General features: G+C 51.6%; 5 protein-coding genes. All 5 read left to right on the top strand.

The genetic code is table 11. The features are described 5' to 3' along the window. Nucleotides 1-103 precede the first annotated feature (103 nt). Nucleotides 104-3,931, top strand: a complete 3,828-nt coding sequence (locus AC3WRW_RS04015) for an alpha-L-fucosidase (RefSeq protein WP_492545071.1) — start codon at nucleotides 104-106, stop codon at nucleotides 3,929-3,931. Nucleotides 3,932-4,016: 85 nt separating this feature from the next. After that, the gene (locus tag AC3WRW_RS04010; protein ID WP_492545070.1) at nucleotides 4,017-6,962 is read left to right on the top strand and encodes a beta-N-acetylglucosaminidase domain-containing protein; all 2,946 of its coding nucleotides are present in this window, start codon (nucleotides 4,017-4,019) and stop codon (nucleotides 6,960-6,962) included. Nucleotides 6,963-7,259: 297 nt separating this feature from the next. Further along, entirely contained in the window at nucleotides 7,260-10,775 is a 3,516-nt protein-coding gene (locus tag AC3WRW_RS04005; RefSeq protein ID WP_492545069.1) for an Ig-like domain-containing protein, read from the top strand. Between the two features lie 170 nt (nucleotides 10,776-10,945). Beyond that, complete coding sequence (locus tag AC3WRW_RS04000; RefSeq protein ID WP_492545068.1) at nucleotides 10,946-15,973, top strand: Ig-like domain-containing protein; 5,028 nt, start codon at nucleotides 10,946-10,948, stop codon at nucleotides 15,971-15,973. A gap of 66 nt (nucleotides 15,974-16,039) precedes the next feature. Beyond that, a complete protein-coding gene (locus AC3WRW_RS03995) occupies nucleotides 16,040-20,179 on the top strand; it encodes a polysaccharide lyase family 8 super-sandwich domain-containing protein (RefSeq protein ID WP_492545067.1) in 4,140 nt (1,379 codons plus the stop codon). Nucleotides 20,180-20,298 lie beyond the last annotated feature (119 nt).

The raw sequence follows: 20,298 nt of genomic DNA, 5'->3' as shown, positions 1-20,298 counted from the left end.
TTTAATTAGCAAGTAGGACGGGGGGAGTGTACAGGCAAAGTAATAGTTTCTGTTTTTGTTGATACAAAGTGTATCTAATCATGTCAAAGAAGGAGGATATCCATTGAGAAACCGGAGTAAGAAGTTTGTAAGTTTAATTTTATCTTGTACCGTCTTCGCGTCGATGATACCTGCAATCGCCTTTCCCGAAGGGACGGTGCAGGCGGCTTTGGCGACGGCGGGGCAAGCGCTGCTCGATGTAGGCTTTGGCGGATCTTTCACAACAGGGACGGGCTACACGGCTTCTACCGGAGAAATGGTAGACGGCTCGATTCTTCGCCGTTCGGGTACCGAACAGATCATTGCCGGGCAAGGAGTCGTACTAAACGGAGGGTCCGATGGGATCGACTTCAATCCGACAGCTGTTTTCGGTTCGACAACCGAAGACAAGAGCGTAATCGTTGAAGCACAGTTCAAGCCGAAGGCGGCGACTTCGCAGACCGCTCTTGGCACGATTATCGGGATCGGCGGCAACATGTGGGCGCGATATCAGTCCGCAACAACGATTGAATATGGTTTCACGGTGCTTAATAACAGCACTTATACCGATTTTAAAGGGACGGTTGCGGCGCCTGTGGCCGATAAGGACCATGTGATTGCGCTCGCTTATGAGCCGACCGCATCAGGTGCGACATTGCGTGCATTTCTTGACGGAAAAGAGCTTCCTGCGAAAACATCGACAATCGGACGCGCGATTCGGTCCGGCAGTCCCAAAGCGGAAGTCGGCTTAGGCAACGATGTTCACCCGTCCGCGCTCACTCGGGGCCTTAAAGGATCGATTTCTCGAGCGGTGATTACCGGCTATTCGGGAACCTTCGACCCGTCGCTGCTGAAGCTAATGAGCTTATCCAGCGTGAAGAGAAGCTTATCTCTGCAAGGGCTTGGCACCCTGTCGAATACAACGTATACACCTGCGCAGGATGAGCTCCTTCAAGGGCAGCTCGAAGTAAACGGTGCTCAAATAACGGGACTTGGCCGGCTAAGCATGAGCGGTGCCGGATCGCGCATCCAGTTCACTCCGGCGGTCTCGCCGGTTAGCGGCGGTGTCCTCGCAGCGGATCTGCTGACAGAAATTCTCGCTGCTCCATCCGCGATAGGACCGGGCTCGGTCATCATGGATGTGGCGGGAGCCGTCACTTTGAAGCGTTCGGCTGCCGGGGAGTCCCTTGAAGTATTCGTGAATGGCCAGTCCAAGGCAACTGTCGATATGTCCGGTAAATTTATCGGCGAATATTTGCATCTTGGCCTGTACTACGACGATCGAAGCGATGGAACTGCCGCTATCAGCGTTTGGTCGGGCCAGCAGCAGCTTGGCCAAACCATTGTTTTGACGGCTAAGCCTAACGCAGACCGCATGAACGTCATTTATGCCGGAGATGCCGGTGCCGCATCAGGGGCAAGCATGGCTGGCGAAGTCTACGGTGTGGCTGTGGGCACCGTCGAGGGGGCATTCAAGGCCGACTTGATGGGGCTGCTTGGCGGTCCTTGCACACTGCCTGAAGGCTTGCAGCCTGGCATACGCATTCCAATCAAAGCCAACGAGTGCGCTGCCGTTCTCGCCGAGAAAGCGTCGCTTGTTCGGCCGGATCAAAGACAGGTGGATTGGCAGCGGTATGAGCAGACAGCTTTCCTCCACTTTGGGGTGAACACATTCACAGGTCAGGAGTGGGGGACCGGTGACGAGAATCCGAACATTTTCCAGCCGACAGGACTGGATACCGATCAATGGGCGCGTTCGCTGAAAGCCGGGGGCTTCAAAATGGCGATCCTTACCGTTAAGCATCATGACGGCTTCCTGCTTTACCCGTCGCGGTATACCGATCATGACGTAGCCAGCTCTTCATGGCGTGGCGGGAAAGGGGATGTCCTGCGCGATTTCGTGACATCGATGCACAAATACGGCATTAAAGCCGGTGTATACTTATCGCCTGCCGACGAGAATGCCTATGCCAAAGGCATTTATGCCAATGGCAGTGCCCGCAGCGAGCGGACCATTCCGACGCTGCTCCCTGGAGACGACCGTGCAGGGAAGAGCAATCTCCCTAGTTTCCGTTTGCAAGCAACAGACTATGGGGCGGTATTCTTAAATCAACTTTACGAGGTATTAACGGAGTATGGGGCCATCGACGAAGTATGGTTTGACGGTTCCCAAGGCCGTATTCCGGCAGGGAAAGTAGAAAATTATGACTGGGACAGCTATTACTCGCTAATTCGTTCGCTTGCGCCGCATGCCGTAACAGCGGTGTCGGGAACGGACGTCCGCTGGGTAGGCAATGAATCGGGTTCTGCCCGTACGAACGAGTGGAGCGTTCTCGCAGCCAAAACAGAACCGAATGGCAGCCTGACTTACAGTCCCGGTTATTCGTCGCCGGATCTCGGCAGCCGTGCGGCGCTTGCTTCCGGGGCAGCGGGCGGAATGGAATATTTGACCTGGTTTCCGGCGGAATCGGATGTGAGCATCCGGTCGGGTTGGTTCTACCATGCCGATCAGCATCCGAAATCGGTCAGTCAACTTCGGGATCTGTATATCAATAACGTCGGACGCAACTCTGTGCTCTTGCTGAACATCCCGCCCGATAAGAACGGGAAGCTGCCCGATGAAGACGTCATCCGATTGGCGGATTGGCAAAAGCAATTGAAACGGGAATTTTCCATGAATCTCGCAGCGGGTGCTGACGTGAGAGCTGACAACGGCGCTCCCGGCTCGGATCCTAAGCAAGCTATCGACGGATCTTACGACACTTCGTGGTCGGCGGCCTCCAAACAGCCAAGCAGCTTGACTTTTTCTCTAGGTCAGGCAACCGCCATCGATAAGGTTGTGCTGCAGGAGGACATTAGATACGGACAGCAAGTAGAGTCCTACACAGTGGATGTCCGCAATACCGATGGCACTTGGAGCCCCATTGTGACGGCCTCGGTCATCGGGTATAAACAGATTTTCAGTTTGGCAAAGCCAGTCACCGGACAGGAGTTTCGCGTGCGGATTCTCGGATCGCGAGGCCCCGTACATTTGGCGGAGTTCGGACTTTACCGCTCTGTACCGGCCACTCAACCCTTTGCCGATCTAAATGGCGATGATTCCGTGGAACAAGGTAAGCCGTTTGTTCTGAACTACGGATTAAACGGCGTGACGGGTAACATGACGCAAGGCGTATACGCGCAGGATATCACAATTGATTATGACGCAAACGCGTTTGAGTTCGTATCAGCCGTTTCACTGAAGCCAAACGAAGTGGAAGTCGTGCAAACGAGCAGCCCATCGCCGGGCAAAGTGCGTATCATTTTGGCAAGTCTAGGCGGCGATCATGCGGTTAAGCAAGATGGCGATCTTGTGCAATTGAACTGGAAAGCGAAACCGGGTGCGCCGTCAGCCGAAAGCAGATTGACCGTATCCAGCGTCATCCTGGCGGATGCAACAGGTCAAGAAATTACGGCCGTCGGAGCCGAGCACGGGGTAACGGTTCGTGGGGTTGCGGATAAAGCGGCGCTGAACCAATTGATCCAAGTGGCGCAAGCGGTTCATGATGCGGCTGTCGAAGGAACGCTGACCGGTCAATATCCGGTTGGTTCGAAACAAGCGCTGCAGTCGGCCATCGATGCTGCGATACTAGTTGCGGGCAATGGAAATGCAACGCAAACGGAAGTGATGTCCGCTGCGGTCGTATTGCAAAGTGCGCTCGATGCGTTTAAGGCTAAGGTCGTTCAAGGCATTCCAGGGGATGTCAACGGGGATAGCCGAGTAAGCATCGGCGATCTGGGCTTTGCAGCGGCGAACTATGGCAAGAACTCGCTAAGTCCAGACTGGAATCTAGTCAAAATCGCCGATATCAACCATGATAATGTGATTGACATTCTCGATCTTGCGGCTATTGCCAGCCTCATTATTCAATAGCTTGCTGCATGGCTTGAGCTTAGAGAACTGTTCTCTAAGCTCGAACCATTGCCCGGTAAATTTCATTGAAAAGGTGGTATGTATGATGAATGTTAAGAAATCTTTATTCCATGCTGGCATATGGAAAAAAACAACGACGTTGTTCCTCGCTGTCACCCTTGCCATTCCTTTGTTTGGCGTTCCGGTTTCGCAAGCGGCAGAGACGGAGCCTGCTTCCAGCATTCCTGCCATTTCACCGATCCCGCAATCCGTTACGGTAAAGGGGCAGGGCTTCGCCATTCCTGCGGAAGTAGGCCTCGTAACAGGCAGCGGCACGGATACGGCAGCCGTTCAAGCGGTGGAGGGCATTTTACGGAATGCGGGCGTTCAAAGCATCAAGCGCGCAAATGAGAGCTCTGCCGTTCCTGATGCTCCGGTAAACGTATGGGTTGGCGGACCTTCGGAGAATACGGCTTCCGGCGCTGTCCTGCAAAATTTGGGCGTGACCGGTCCGGAAGATTTAAAAGAGGATGGCTATGTGCTTGCTTCAGGTATCGACCCGTCTGGTCACAAGAACATCGTTCTTGCGGGTAAAAATCAGACGGGTACTTTCTATGCCGCCCAAACGCTGCGGCAAATCATTACTGCCAAAGATTCCAGCTATTCGATCCCGGGGCTTACGGTCAGAGATTGGCCGAAAATGACTTGGCGCGGGTCCATTGAAGGCTTCTACGGCGATCCGTGGTCGCATGAAGACCGTCTCAGTCAGTTGGCGTTTTACGGGGAACAGAAGATGAACATGTACATCTACGCGCCGAAAGACGATCCGTATCACCGGGACAAGTGGCGCGATCCTTATCCGGCGGATAAAGTGGCCCAAATTGCCGAATTAATCGACAAAGCCAAGCAGGAGCATGTGGAGTTCGTATTCGCCATTTCTCCGGGGAATACGGTATGCTTTTCGGACAATACGGATTTCCAAGCGCTAACGGCAAAAGCGCAATTGATGTGGGATAAAGGCGTGCGCACGTTTGCGCTGTTCCTGGACGATATTCCCAAAACACTGAGCTGCAATGCCGATAAAACGAAGTTTAACAGCGACGCCAGCCCGCCGGCGGCTGCGCAAGCTTATCTGCTCAACCGGTTCAAAACGGAATTCATCGACACCCATCCGGGAGCTCACCGCTTGATCACGGTTCCGACGGATTACGCCAATATTACGACAACGACGTATATCAACCGGTTTTCTGCGCTTGTCGATCCGGGTATCATTGTGCAATGGACAGGGGCGGCCGTCGTCCCTGCCGGTATTTCTGTATCTGATGCCGATAAAGCCAAAAGCATTTACAAACATGATCTGCTGATCTGGGATAATTACCCGGTGAACGATTACGCAAGGGATAAGATTTACTTAGGTCCGCTGTATAACCGCGATGCCGGATTAGCCGATCATGGCATTATCGGCCTTACGGCGAATCCGATGAATGAAGCGGAAGCCTCCAAAATCGCGCTCTTCTCCATCGCGGACTACTTGTGGAACCCTGAGGCGTATGATCCTGACAGCTCTTGGCTCCTAAGTATTAAGCGATTGGGCGGGCAGGCCGCAGAGGCGTTAAAGACTTTTGCCGAGAATCACTATTCGTCTCCTTTGAATGCGAAGGAATCGCTAACCTTGCGTCCGCTGATCGATCATCTGTGGACTGCGTTTACCAGCAGCGGCGCGGTAACGGAAAGCGTAAACCAATTGATTTCCGAATTCACGAAGCTGCAGATGACACCGGCGATTTTGCGCAGCAAAATGGGCAACGCCAACTTTATCGCAGAGACCGCCTATTATTTGAATAAGGACGAATTGTATGGAAAAGCGGGCGTAGAAGCCGCTCAAATGCTGCTTTCCCAGAAGCGCAACAATAAGCAGCAGGCGGCAGCGCACAGAACGGCACTGAATACTCTCAAAACGCAGATCAGCGCCATTACGCAGGTCAAAGCGAATCAAGTATTCGAAGACTTCTTCGCTCGCGCTATCCGGGAAAATGACAATTGGCTGGGCGTTGCTCCCGCAACTCCTTTTCCCATTACGACGATGGGCACGTACCAAACAAATACGCCTGACAAAATGCTCGACGGCGATCTCAATACGTATTTCTGGAGCAACAGCAATCCGGCTGTAGGCGACGTGCTCGGGTTGGATTTAAACGAAGCGCACAAAGTGACGAACGTGCAAATATCCATGGGGAAATCCGGCAGTCTGTCCGATTATATTCATCACGGCATTCTGGAATATTCCGTGGACGGATCGACATGGACGCCCCTTGCGACTTTGGAAGAGCAATCGGAGATCAACGTTCCGGTTGATAATCAGAAGGCAAGATTCGTTCGCATACGAGTAACCGACACGCAAAATTTTTGGGTCATTGTCAGAGAGTTTAAAGTAACCTCCGAGGCAATACCTAAGGAGACTGCGGTTGCATTAGGGGGGGACGATGCGGTTCAAGCAGGAGAGGAAATCACGCTTCGCCTCGGGCTGAACAATGTGCGCAATAGCGTGTATGCGCAGGACATCTCCATGGAGTACGATCCGAACGTGATGGAGTTTGTCACAGCGGCCCCTGTTCAGGATGGCATACAGCTGCTTGCAACTGTGAAAAACACAACTGGCAAGCTTCGCCTCATTACGGCAAGCGAAGGCGCCGCACATGGCGTTACGGGCAGCGCGCAGCTGCTGAAATTGATTTTCAAAGCCAAACAGGTGCCGCAAGCGGTAGAAGGGCTGATCACGGTATCCGACATTACGTTGGGCGATGCTCAGGGAGCGGAAACGAAATTGGCCTCATCGGAGAAGAGCATTCAAATAACGCCTATTGCGCGAGACACAAGCGATATCAACAACGACGGCAAAGTGAGCATCGGGGATCTTGCGATCGCGGCATCTTTCTACGGCTTAACATCGAGCAGTCCGAATTGGGATCAAGCGAAGAAAGCCGATGTCAACGGCGACAATGTCATCGACATCTTCGATTTGGCTGCCATTGCGAGGAGAATTATCGAGTAAAACAGGGTTGCGATGGACACGAACTTACATGTATTTTGTTAAGTTCGTGTCTGTTTTTTCATATATTTTTTTACAAAAAAAACATAAAAAATGAGTCCACAGCACCACTGCTGCCAAAATAAAAAGCCGAATAAATTCGCATTGTAGGAACCTTTGTCGAATGTATTGTCAATTTTCGAACTCTCGAATAAGATCACATTGTAACAGGTTGTTATTATGTGTTTTTGTATTGTTTTCGTTTTGTAAAGCGTGTCGGCAATCAGCTCAACCATTATTTTATTTCGGGAGGATGTCCAAATGAAAGTCACGTTGAAGCAGGTTTTCATTTCTACGCTCACAGCCGCACTATTAGCAACGACAGGTTTGCCGGCAGCGCTGCCGTTCATGGCGCAAACCGCCTATGCCGAAGTTGCCGCTTCGGATTTAGCGCTCCAATTGAAGTTTGAGGACAATGCCGCCGACAGCTCCGCAAACGCTACAAGCGTTACGCCGGCAGGGAATCCCACCTATTTGCCGGGAAGAGTCGGGAAGGCGCTCAATCTTACTTCGACGAGTGCGAACAGGCAATATTTGAATTTGGGCAAGCCAGCCAATCTTCAGTTCGGCACGGGTACGAGCTTTACATTGGCCTTTTGGGTGAAGTCGCCTGGCGTAGCGAGCGATCCGCCGGTTATTTCGAACAAAAACTGGGCAAACGGCGCCAATGTGGGCTATGTGTTATCTCTACAGCCGAATAACAGTTTGAAATGGAATTACAACACACAAGGCGGATCAAGGGCGGATGCCGAAATTCCGAACGTTGCTGATGGAAAATGGCATCACATCGTCGTATCTCATGATCGAACGACCGGACGGGCCGATTTCTATAAAGACGGAGTCCCCGTGGCGGTTTCAGTGAAGAACGGCACACTGTATCAAAACATCACCAATAGCATGAATATTGCCGGCAGAACGGGAACGATCGATGCCGGGCTATCCACAATGATCGGCAACGACGGTACGGGAGCGTATGCTGTGAATACGTTTGACATGCAGGTGGATGAGCTTCAGGTCATCAAACGGGCCGTAACGGCGCAGGAAGCCGGGGACATGTTTAGCAGTGCGCCTCCGGAGCAGGTGAATAATAATTTCAACGGCTCCTTGAATTTAATTGGCGCTGAACATGCCGTACAGGGGGGCACCTTCCGAGTCAACTTAGATCTTCGCACGCCGACGATGAGTACGGCGGTGGATAAATCCGTTATCGAACTGGCCTATGACAGCAGCTTGTTCGAATTTGTAAGTGCAACGAAAGCGGTAACTGCGGATACGTCCACGCCAGGCATTGTGAAGTTAACCATTCCGGGAGGCATTGTTTACAGCCAAACAAATCCGCTGGAATACAGCAAATCGAGAATTTCCGAAGTGTTTTTCAGAACGAAAGCAGCTTCCGGACAAGGCCAAATTCAAGTGAACAAGGCTGAATTCTATACCGGCACGACGAAAATGGTAAATGAAACGTTTATATCGCAGCCTGAAACCGTTCAAATCCATCCGAAAGCGACAGAAGACTTGAATAAGGACGGAGTGATTACGGTAGGCGATCTTGCGCTGGCGCAGGGCAATTCGGAGAATCTGCAGAAACAGATTGCTGCAAATGCGCAGTATGTTCCTTACAAGAGGGTTGTCGTCATCGGCATGGACGGCGGCGGCGTGTCCGTGATGCCAAATGCGCCGTATTGGGAGACGCCAAGTTCATTGAAGGAGCAAGTCGGCTCCCGGCAAATTGCGCCTAACCTGCGGAGTTTGATTGAGAAAGGGGCGGCAAGCTATACAGCCAAAACGACACTGCCGTCAAGCTCATCGCCAAACTGGGGAGCTATGCTGAACGGTGTAGATTTCAGCAAGCATCAGATCAATAATGACGATAGCGGCATGTTCTATTATTCGGAAACTTCACCCTATCCTTCCGTCTTTAAAAAGGTGAGAGAAGCGCTTCCTAACAAGAAGCTGGCGGCTTTTGCCACATGGAAAAATATTGTGGACGGTCATATTGAGCCGTCAGTCGGTGTCGAGGTCGGCACGGGAGGCGACGAAGTGGACGCAGCTGCATTCGCCCAATATGTGGCCAGCGGAAAAGCGCTGGATACGGCCTTGATGTTCATCCAATTCGATGATATGGATCATGCGGGTCACTCTTACGGCTTCTATACCAAGCAGTATTACGAGCAATTGACGAAGACGGATCTGAATGTAGGCACAGTCGTGAACTCGCTTCGCGATAAAAACCTGCTGAACGATACGCTCATCCTGATGCTGCCGGATCACGGCGGAGGTACGGAAAATGCGAATACGACGCTGGGAAGCGCTACTTCGCACGGTCAAGATTCACCGCTGGCGACAACGATTTTCTTTGCGGCTAACGGCAGAACGGTGGCTGCGGATACGGGCAAGGAGAAAATTTTGCAGGGCGGAACGACCAAAGATTTGGCAGCCACGGTGTTAAAGGCGCTGGGCATTAACGGGACAATCGGCGATTCGCAAGGGATTAACGGCATGTTCGTAGCGCAGAAGGATCAGAACAAAGCGGACGCGCCGAATCTGCAGTTGACCAAAGTGGTCGCTCCAACGACGCAGCAGCTCAAGCATTATGAGTTGGCGGTTAGCAGCTTGTCATCGGCAGCGAAAGCGATGGACGTCGTGGTAGCGACGGACGGTTTGAATGTGACAGCCGTAGAACCTGTGCAAGAGGGCGTGAAGGTACTCCGAAACGAGTCGGCGAACGGGCGCACGAGAATCGTGCTGAGCGCAGAGAACGGCATTACGCCGGATGCAGCATTGCTGAAGCTTCAAGTGACATCGCTGAACGAGAATGCCTCTGCATCGTTGGAAACAGCGGTAGTCGCCAATGCTCAGGGCGCAGAAGCACTGCCGAACTTGAAAAGTGCGGTGCGTGAGGATACGGAAGTGCAGACTCCGGCAACAGGCGTGCAGCTCGACAAGTCTTCTGCAACCGTCAAGCAAGGAGAAACAATCGCGTTGACAGCTGCTGTACAGCCTGCGAATGCGAGCAACAAGAACGTGACTTGGAGCAGCAGCGATCCTACGGTAGCGAGCGTGGAGAGTGCAGCGGGCAAGGGAATTGTCACCGGACTGAAGAAAGGGACGGTCACGATTACGGCCACAAGCGTCGACGGCGGCTTTAAGGCAACAAGTCAAGTGACAGTGGAAGCAGCGGTGCCTTCCAGTGCGAAGACAACGCTCAGCAGCTCATCTTCTGTCTACGCAGGCACTGAGTTTGTTGTGCGGTTGGGGGTCGGCAGCGTTACGAGCCAAGTGTATGCGCAGGATCTTGTTATGAACTACGATGCGAATCTGTTGGATTTCGTATCGGCCAAGTCGGTTAAAGAGAAAGTAAGCCTTATCGATACGAAGAAGACGGCAGGTCAATTGCGCTTTATTCTAGCTAGCGAAGGCGCTGGAAATGCGGTTTCGGGCGATGCGCAGCTGCTTGAAGTAACGTTTAGAGCGAAGTCGGTTTCGCAGCCGGCATCCGCAGCGATTGCTGTGGCAAGCGCCACGTTGGCTGACGGGGCAGGCGTGGAAACGTCAGCAGCCGTGTCGTCTGTAGGGGTAAACATTACCGTAGGAACTCCGGGAGATATTAACCATGACGGTAAAGTAAGTATTGGCGACCTTGCTTTTGCAGCTGCTCATTATGGCAAAACAACCTCCAGCCCAGATTGGCAGGAAGTAAAAGCAGCGGATATGAACAGAGACGGCATCATTGACATTATCGATCTTGCAGCGATTGCGGCGAAAATTTTAGAGTAAACGGAAGTGTGGAGACCGGAGAAGGCAGTTTCTCCGGTCTACTTTTCGCTCACCATGGATGTAAAGAATTTAAACGAAAAAGTAAAGATTATGCACATGAATTGGACAATACATATTGTATCATATGAGATGACAATTGCTTCTCATAAGATACAAAGGAGCCGTGAACGATGCCATTTATTAAAACGTTTAAACGCACTGTGTCCTTCGGTGTGGTTTCACTTTTGGCTATGAATGTGGTTCAATTTCCAGTCATAAGCAGCCCAACCGCCTATGCGGCAGTCATCCCATCGCCGTCGGCGATTCCGACGGTAGTCAGCACCTATGTGGTCGCTGACAAATCGCAGATCGCGGTGCTGGGCGAGCAAGTACAGTTGAAAGTCATGGCCCGCATGAGCGACGGATCGAATGTCGAGCTAAAGAAAACGACGGCTTCCAACTCGACGGATCCACAGCTAAACAGCGTGCATTATTCCTCCAGCGTTCAAGGCGTCACGATCAACGATGCAACGGGTATTTTGACCTACGATGGCTCTGCGGGCAATGTTCCTGTCGATGTTAAGGCGGACGTTAAGTATCTGGATGTGAAATATTTTGAAGGCTTTGAAAATGGGAACTTAGGCAGTTTCAGTTATGATCCTGCGGCAAACACGACCAATACGTCGGTCATTGCCAGCAGCGGGGCCGGTGTTCCTGCACATAGCGGTTCATACAGCGCTAATCGGGCTGGTACTGCCAATAACACCGAAAGAATTGATATGGGAGCAGCGTTGAATGGCACGGTAACGGCGTGGTTCTATAATGGGGCTCCAACCGGCCAATCACGGAATAATATTTGGGTAGGGACGAAAGTAACCACAAGTTCTCCTGTTGGGGCTGTCGATGTATCCAATGGATTAATTCTTGGGGAACATTGGGATGGCGCAACGGGATCGAGTACTAATTTCGTATCGAGAATTATGACTTCTGCCTTTTCAGCTGCATCGGTATCTAGAGGAACGGCGCCAGCTTGGCATGAGTTTAAATGGGACCTCACTTCGGGTACGGATGCCAAAATGTACATTGACGGGACGCTGGTTGGAACGACAACGAAAGAAACCAAATACCAATATGTAGCTTTGCTAGGAAATTGGGCGCCTAACAATACGGTAACTTACTATGACGATATTAAAACCACACAGCTTGGTACGAGCCTCTCGACCCCATTATCGATCCCAGTCACGACGGCAGATTTACAAGGATTAACGGTCTCCGGTCAAGACGGAGCAACGGCCATTACAGCGGATACAGGAACGCTGCAAATGACTGCGACGGTAACTCCTGCCGGCGCACCTCCAACTGTCGTGTGGAAAGTAGAAAATACAGATGGCACACCGACGAATGCAGCCGAGATTTCCGCAACCGGACTATTGTCGGCGAAGGCCAATGGAACCGTAAAGGTCACGGCAACTTCGACGGCCAAGCCGGAAATTTCCAACAGCGTGAACGTAACGATCACTGGACAAACCGTAAAAGCGGCAGGCATAACGATTCAAGCGCCATCGGGAGCAACAAGATTCACTACGCTTGATCCTGTTCCGCTTACCGCCTCGGTCATTCCGGCTGACACCGCAGATCCAACCGTCACATGGGCTGTTGTGGATGGGACAGACGTGGCTGCGATTTCGAACACAGGTGTTCTTACACCGGTTAAAGCCGGCACCGTCCACATTCAAGCGACATCCAATGATCCAAGCGGCGTAAAGAGCAATAGGCTGCAGTTAACGTTTGATGTCAAAATGACATCGCTGACTGTGACAGGAGCAGGCGGAGCTTCTGCGATAACTTCCCGGTCAGGTCAGCTACAAATGGGAGCGACCGCCCAGCCAGGAGGAGCGGAGACCAATAACGTAGCATGGACCGTAGAAAATGGGACGGGAAGTGCAACGATCAGCAGCACCGGCTTATTGTCTGCCGTTTCCAACGGTACTGTGACTGTAAAAGCAACGGCGCAGGACGGCAGCGGTGTCGTCGGTCAAGCCATCATCACCATTTCGGGGCAGGGAAGCCATACCTTCTATGTCAGCTCATCTACAGGAGATGATGCCAATGATGGGCTAAGCGCAGCAACACCGTGGAAAACGCTGAATAAAGTCAGCGGCACGACCTTTATCCCTGGCGATAAAATTTTGCTTAAAGCAGGGGATTCATGGAACGGTCAATTATGGCCCAAAGGCTCTGGAGCCGATGGCAATCCGATCGTGATCGACCAATACGGCACAGGCAATAAGCCCGTCATCAACGGGCAAGGAAACAATTTTGATAAAATGATCTACAATTCAACAACGACTTACAATACAGGAGCTGTTTTCCTAAGAAATCAAGAATATTGGGAGCTCAACAATCTGGAAGTAACGAATGATGACAATTTCACGGTCGAGAATAACGATTCGGCTGCTCTGAGAGCGGGTATCTTCTTTACCATTGATGCCAATGAAAGCGATCGGGTGTATAACCACATTTATATCCGAAACTGCTATATCCATGATATTGACGGCAATAACAACGCAGGCCCTAAAGAAAATGGCGGAATTATCGGCGTCGTGAAAGGCACGGCTGCTTTGAGTCAAGCTACGGCGGCCAGATTCAATGATGTAAAGATAGAAAATAATACGATTCGCAAAGTCGATCGCGTCGCGATTCGCGTTGCGGCTCATACGAACTATGTAGGCGACGATTCCTTTTCCACGACAGCTACTTTTAAATACGGCAACTGGAACACAGGCTTTTATATCGGACACAACACAATGGAAGATGTGGGCGGAGACGGTATTATTTTGCGGGATACCGACGGGGCTGTACTGGAATATAACTATTTGAACAAATTCGGAACCCGGGTGGCGAGCAGCAACGCGATCGCAGGCATTTGGCTGGCAGTCGCCAAGAATACGCTGATCCAATATAACGAGGTTACCGGAGGACCGGCGAATAATCAGGACGGCTGCGCTTATGATTTTGACGAATACCTGATCAATACGGTCTACCAGTACAATTACAGCCATGACAATCCGATGGGCTTTATGCTCCTCATGGGCACGAATGAGAACGATGTATTGCGCTACAATGTCAGCCAGAACGACGGGATCATTTTCCGCCATTTTGCTTTTGACGAGAAAACGACAGGCTCCATTTATAATAACGTGTTTTATTACGACGGCAGTAAGAACCAAATTATGGGCTCCGGCAACACAGTGAAGAACGGGTACAGCTTCTATAATAATATTTTCTATAATACGAACGCTTCGACGCCTACGAACTGGCTGAACAGCAGTTGGAGCAACGCTTTATTCAGCAACAATGTGTTCTATGAGGCGGGTGGGGTTCATCCGGCCAACGAACCTAGCGATGCCAACAAAGTGACGGCAGATCCGAAGTTTGTTCATCCGGGCGGAGCGGGAAGCGGGCTGTTGACCGCTTATGCTTACGAACTTCAACCGGACTCGCCTGCGATTAATGCAGGGATATCGGTGAACAATAACGGCGGCAAAGATTATGCAGGCAATCCGCTTTATAAAGGCTTCGCGGACCTTGGCGCATTCGAATTCCAAGGCGATACGACGGGAATCAATCATCGTCCGTTAATCTCAAATGCGAAGTACAGCGTGAAAGCGGACCGCCCGGTAACAGGCAAACTGTCTGCGACCGATCCTGATGGCGATCTCCTTCATTTCTCTATCGTGAGCAACGGGGCGTTGGGAACGGTTCGGCTTATAGACAGCAGTACGGGTGAGTTCGTCTATACGCCTAATCCGGGTGTGACAGGGACCGATAGCTTTACGTTCAAAGCGTCGGATGGCTTGTTGGATTCCAATATCGGCACCGTAACCATCGCGATTGCGCAGTCCAACCTGATGCAAAACGGCGGATTCGAAGCAGGAACAACGACGCCTCCTCCTGGCTGGTCTTCGTTCTACGGGACTGGCGCTGCCATCATCAGCGATCCGGCTCATGTTCATTCCGGCAGCAATGCCGTGAAATTTGTTAGCAACAATTCAGGCGCTGAACAAGTGGTGAACGGGTTAACACCGAACACTTACTACGTAGCCAGAGGCTGGATTAAAGTTATGGATGCCGGAAATACCCAAAGCATCGGCGTCAAAAATTATGGCGGCACGCAAATTTCCAAATCGATTGGCACATTGAACTACTCCGAAGGCAAAGTCATATTCAAGACAGGCGCGACGAATACATCGGCCAACATCTACTCCTGGAAAAATACGACTGCGGGCAACGATGGCAAGGTAGCGTATATCGACGATTTTTCACTCTCTCTGTATGAGAACCCTACGGCCGTAAGTGCAACTGTGAATACCGTGCATGATGCCGTTTACAGCGGCAACTTGGCTGTCAGCCGTTATGATGGGGATGCTCTGACGTATTCCATTGCTGTTAACGGCACGAAAGGGACCGCCGTGATTACCGATCCGGCAACGGGAGCGTTTACGTATACCCCGAACACCGGCGCAACAGGCACGGATACGTTCACATTCATGGCGAATGACGGGATTGCGGATTCGGAAGCAGCTGTCATTACGGTCAACATCGCAGCTTCACCGGTGGCACAATCGACAGAGCTTACTGGCGGCAGTACAGCAGCGAGCGGCGAGTCGTTCAAGGTTGCATTTGGCTTAAAGAACTTGACGCAAGCGGCATTGGCGCAAGATATCACGATCGAATATGACGCGAATACGATGGATTTCGTTTCCGCAAGATCGGTCATTGACGGTGTCACCATTCTAGAGCCGATGAAGCAATCGACAGGCAAAGTAAGATTGATCATTGTCAGTCAAGGCATCGCACATGCGGTGAACGGCAATGCGCAAGTGGTGGAGCTGACGTTTAGAGCGAAGGCTTTGACGCAAAATGCGACAGGAACCATTACCGTATCGAAGGCGGTTCTTGGGGATGCGCAAGGCGGGGAAACAGAAGCGGCTCCTTCAAGCTTCAGCATTGCCATTATAGCTCCGATTCCTGGTATTCCAGGCGACGTTAACAACGATATGAAAGTGACGATCGGAGATCTAGCCATCGTAGCATCCTATTACGGCAAAGATTCAACAAGCCCGGATTGGGAACAGGCGAAGAAAGCGGATGTGAATGGCGACAATGTGATTGACATTTACGACCTTGCTTTTGTAGCGGCTAAAATTATTGAGTAAAAAGATAAGGGGAGAGTGCGGGTTGCTCTCCCCCTCTTTTATAAGACGAACCTTTAGGAGGTACTAATGAGACAAAAGAAGGGTACATCCAGGCAGCATCCATTTGCAAAAAGATTAACCATTCACCTAGTTCTGACTCTGCTCGTCATGATCTCTGTACTGCCGCAGTCTCCGTCGATTGCATTAGGGGCCTCCAGTGCTGTAGACGAATACGATGTGCTTCGCGGTAAAATGTTTACATATTTGACAGGCGGAGACGCTTACGATCCGAATGATCCGGATATCTCTGCGAACATCGCATTTAAGAGCGATTTGGTGAGCAATACGAATCAGACAGGGTATTGGGATACGATGAACAAAGCGGCGAACCGGACTTTTTTATGGGCAGACCTGCAAAGTACGACAAAATCCGCCGAGGTTTCCTCGCATTATACCCGTTTGAATCAAATGGCGATTGCTTATACGACGATTGGTTCTCCGTTTTATCATAATGCAAGCCTCAAAAACGATATTATCGGCGGTTTGGATTGGGCGTATGCCAACCGGTACAAAGAATCCAAAAGCGAATATGACAATTGGTGGGACTGGGAAATCGGAACCCCTCAGCTCGTCAACAGCACGCTGGTGCTCATGTATGACGATTTGACGCAGACGCAAATTGATAACTATATGAGAGCCATTGACCGATTCGTACCGAACCCCGGCATTCGAACGGTGAGCTCGGTGGTGGAAACAGGCGCGAATTTGCTTGATAAAGCCTATGTTGTTGTTCTGCGCGGCGTGATCGGCAAATCGAGCGCCAAAATTACACTGGGCAGGGATTCGATGAGCCCCGCTTTTCTATATGTAAAAAGTGGAGATGGCTTTTACGAGGACGGTTCTTTTATTCAGCATACTTATGTTGCCTATACAGGCGGGTACGGAGATGTGCTGCTCGGAAGAATGGCGGATCTGCTTTATGTATTGAGCGGATCTTCATGGCGGATTACGGACCCGAATGTGGCCAATGTGTACCGCTGGGTAGAGGAATCTTACAAGCCGCTTATTTATATGGGGGCGAGCATGGACAACTTGAAAGGACGGGGAATCTCGCGGCAAAGCGGGAATGATCATACGACGGGACGGTCCATCATCCTTAGCTTGCTTCGTCTGGCAGAAGGGGCGCCGCCCGAACAAGCGATAAAGATTAAGCGGATGGTCAAGGAATGGATATCGACCGATACGACGTTCGCGAATTATTATACAGGAGCGGGCATGTTTGAGATGATCCTTGGCAAAAAGCTGATGAGCGACCCGTCGATCGCTCCCCAGGGCAAGCTGGTAGGTCAATACCAATTTCCGGGCATGGATCGCGTCTCCCAGCTTCGTGAAAATTTCGGGCTAGGGATCAGCATGTTTTCGCCACGCGTTTCCGCCTTTGAATATGGCAATGGTGAAAATATAAAAGGTTGGTACACAGGGGTCGGCATGACGACTCTGTACAACAACGACTTGAAACAGTACAGCGGCAATTACTGGGCTACGGTCAATATGTACCGTCTTCCGGGTACGACTACGGACGGTTCCGGCAGCGGAACACCGGTGGACTGGAAAAACTACGCGAACCCGAATACGTGGGTGGGAGGCTCTTCCGTCGATCAAATTTACGGTTCTGCAGGGATGCAGTTTTCGCTGTCCCAAAATACCGGAAGCCCTTTGCAAGGTAAAAAATCGTGGTTCATGCTCGGCGATCAAATCGTCGCCCTTGGTTCGGGAATTGCGAGTACAGATGCCGCACGCACGGTGGAAACGATTGTTGAAAACCGTAAACTGAATGAAAATGGCGACAACCCGTTGACCGTAGACGGTGTGACGAAGCCAGCCGGGGCCGGATGGTCGGAACAAATGAACAATGTACATTGGGCATCTTTGGCCGGGAACGTTCCGGGTTCCGATATCGGCTACTATTTCCCTGGCACTGCGACCATAACCGGTCTGCGGGAATCCCGAACAGGCACATGGAAGCAGGTCAATACGGGAGGCAGCACGGATCAAGTGACGAATCCGTTCTTGAGCCTCGCGTTCAATCATGGCAAATCGCCTGCGAATGCCTCATATGCCTATGTCGTGCTGCCAGGCAAAGACGCGGCTGCAACCGCGAGCTATGCGGCCAACCCGGATATTCAAATTCTCGAAAATTCAGGGGATGTCCATGCGGTCATGGATACCGCTCTGCACGCAGTGGGAGCCAACTTCTGGAACGATGTGACCAAAACCGTATATGCGAACAACGAACCCCTCCTCACCAGCAGTCAAAAAGCATCGGTTACAACGCTTGAATCGAACGGGCAGCTCCATATCGGCATTTCCGATCCGACGAAAGCGAACACGGGAACGATTCAGCTGGAAATTAACCGCAGCGCAACCGGCATTGTTTCCCTCGATCCCGGGATTACCGTGACCCAGTTCAGCCCGACGATCAAGATGTCGGTGAATACAAACGGAGCATTCGGCAGGACGTTCACAGCCAAGTTCAATCTGGTCGCGGCTTCTAAGCCCGACACGCCTGTATTGGCAAGCACAGAAGGCGGTGCTTCACAGGTCCTGTTGACTTGGAGCGGAGTACAAGGAGCAGCCGGATACCGGGTGAAGTACGGCACGTCTCCCGGCGTCTATACCCAAACGGTCGATGTTAGAGATGTGAGCGTCACGAATCAATTTGCGGTCTTGGGCTTGAAAACCGGGAAAACTTATTATTTTGCCGTAACAGCTTACAATGCGGCGGGAGAGAGCGGTACTTCGAACGAGCTGTCCTCCGCACCGGTTCCAATCGTTAAGCTGATGCCTGAAGCAGATGCTTATGTCCGGGACGGCACATATGCCGGAACGAACTATGGAACCGCAGATACTTTGGTGACCAAACAGGATGCTGCGGGGTATGCCCGGCAATCGTACTTGAGATTCAATCTTGCTTCGATTACAGGTGCGATTGCGAGTGCCAAAGTTACGCTCGTTCCTGTTGGCGTAAGCATGGCCGGCACAACGAATCAGGCTCAGCTTGTGAGCGATAACAGCTGGGGAGAAACAGCCGTGAACTGGAACAACAAGCCTGCGGGAGGTGCGCCGTTTGCGACTTGGGCGGCTGCAGCAGCCTATAGTCCCGTCAACTTTGATGTGACGAATCAAGTGAAAGGAGCGATTGCGGCGGCCGATAAGAAAATGTCGCTGCTGATCGCCTCCACGTCGAATCAAGGCTCGAAAGGCGACATTACTTACGCATCCCGGGAGCATGCAACTGCCGCTTACCGGCCTGTTCTTGAAATCACTTTAAGCAGCCCTGAAAACCATGCACCGCTAGCGGCGGATATGCAGGTATCGACTACGGAGAATACGCCGGTCTCGGGTACGCTCAGCGCTAGCGATGCGGATGAGGATGAGCTTACGTATTCTATCGCAACCAATGGTACGAAAGGAACGGCGGTAGTGACGAATGCTGTGGCAGGAGCATTTACGTATACACCAGCGCCGGGAGTGACCGGAACAGATACGTTCACGTTCCGCGCAAGCGACGGTATAACGGAGTCGAATACCGCAACGGTAACGGTCAACATCGCGGCTTCGCAGGCGGTGCTTTCGACAGAGCTTACGGGCGGCGGCACGGTCGCGGCCGGAGAGCCATTCAACGTTGTTTTCGGGTTGAAAAACGTGACGCAAGCGGCATTGGCGCAAGATATCACGGTTGAATATGACGCGAATACGATGGATTTCGTTTCCGCCAAGTCGCTGATGGGCGGAGTTTCCATTATGGAAACTGTTAAGCCGTCTCCGGGCAAGTTAAGATTGATCCTTGTCAGTCAAGGGATCGCCCACGCGGTTAGCGGCAATGCGCAAGTTGTGGAGCTGACGTTCAAAGCGAAGGCTTTGGAACACAATACGACGGGAACCATCACCGTATCGAAGGCGGTTCTCGGAGATGCGCAAGGCGAAGAAGCGCAAGCGGCTGCTTCAAGCTTCGGCATCGCCATCATGGCTCCGATTCCCGGCATTCCCGGCGATCTGAACAACGATATGAAAGTGACGATCGGCGATTTGGCCATCGTAGCAGCCTATTATGGCAAAGATGCAAGCAGTCCGGATTGGGAGCAGGCGAAGAAAGCGGACGTGAATGGCGACAACGTGATTGACATTAAGGATCTTGCGTTTGTGGCGGCTAAAATGTTTGAGTAAATGTAAGGGGATAAAGTTGTTGTCACGGAATCATGACAACAACTTTATCCCATTTTGAATTTTAGTGCGATGGAAACGCAGGAAAATTGTTCCTTATGACGAATAGATAGATTCACTGC

The organism is Paenibacillus sp. FW126-R14, from assembly GCF_058789495.1.
The sequence above is the reverse complement of the archived record's forward strand: the minus strand, read 5'-3'. Positions and strand labels throughout refer to the sequence as shown.

Bases quoted from the DNA above. Each gene is read 5' to 3' on its own strand.
- AC3WRW_RS04010 (WP_492545070.1), top strand. From the start codon at position 4,017: ATGAATGTTAAGAAATCTTTATTCCATGCTGGCATATGGAAAAAAACA.
- AC3WRW_RS04005 (WP_492545069.1), top strand. From the start codon at position 7,260: ATGAAAGTCACGTTGAAGCAGGTTTTCATTTCTACGCTCACAGCCGCA.
- AC3WRW_RS04000 (WP_492545068.1), top strand. From the start codon at position 10,946: ATGCCATTTATTAAAACGTTTAAACGCACTGTGTCCTTCGGTGTGGTT.
- AC3WRW_RS03995 (WP_492545067.1), top strand. From the start codon at position 16,040: ATGAGACAAAAGAAGGGTACATCCAGGCAGCATCCATTTGCAAAAAGA.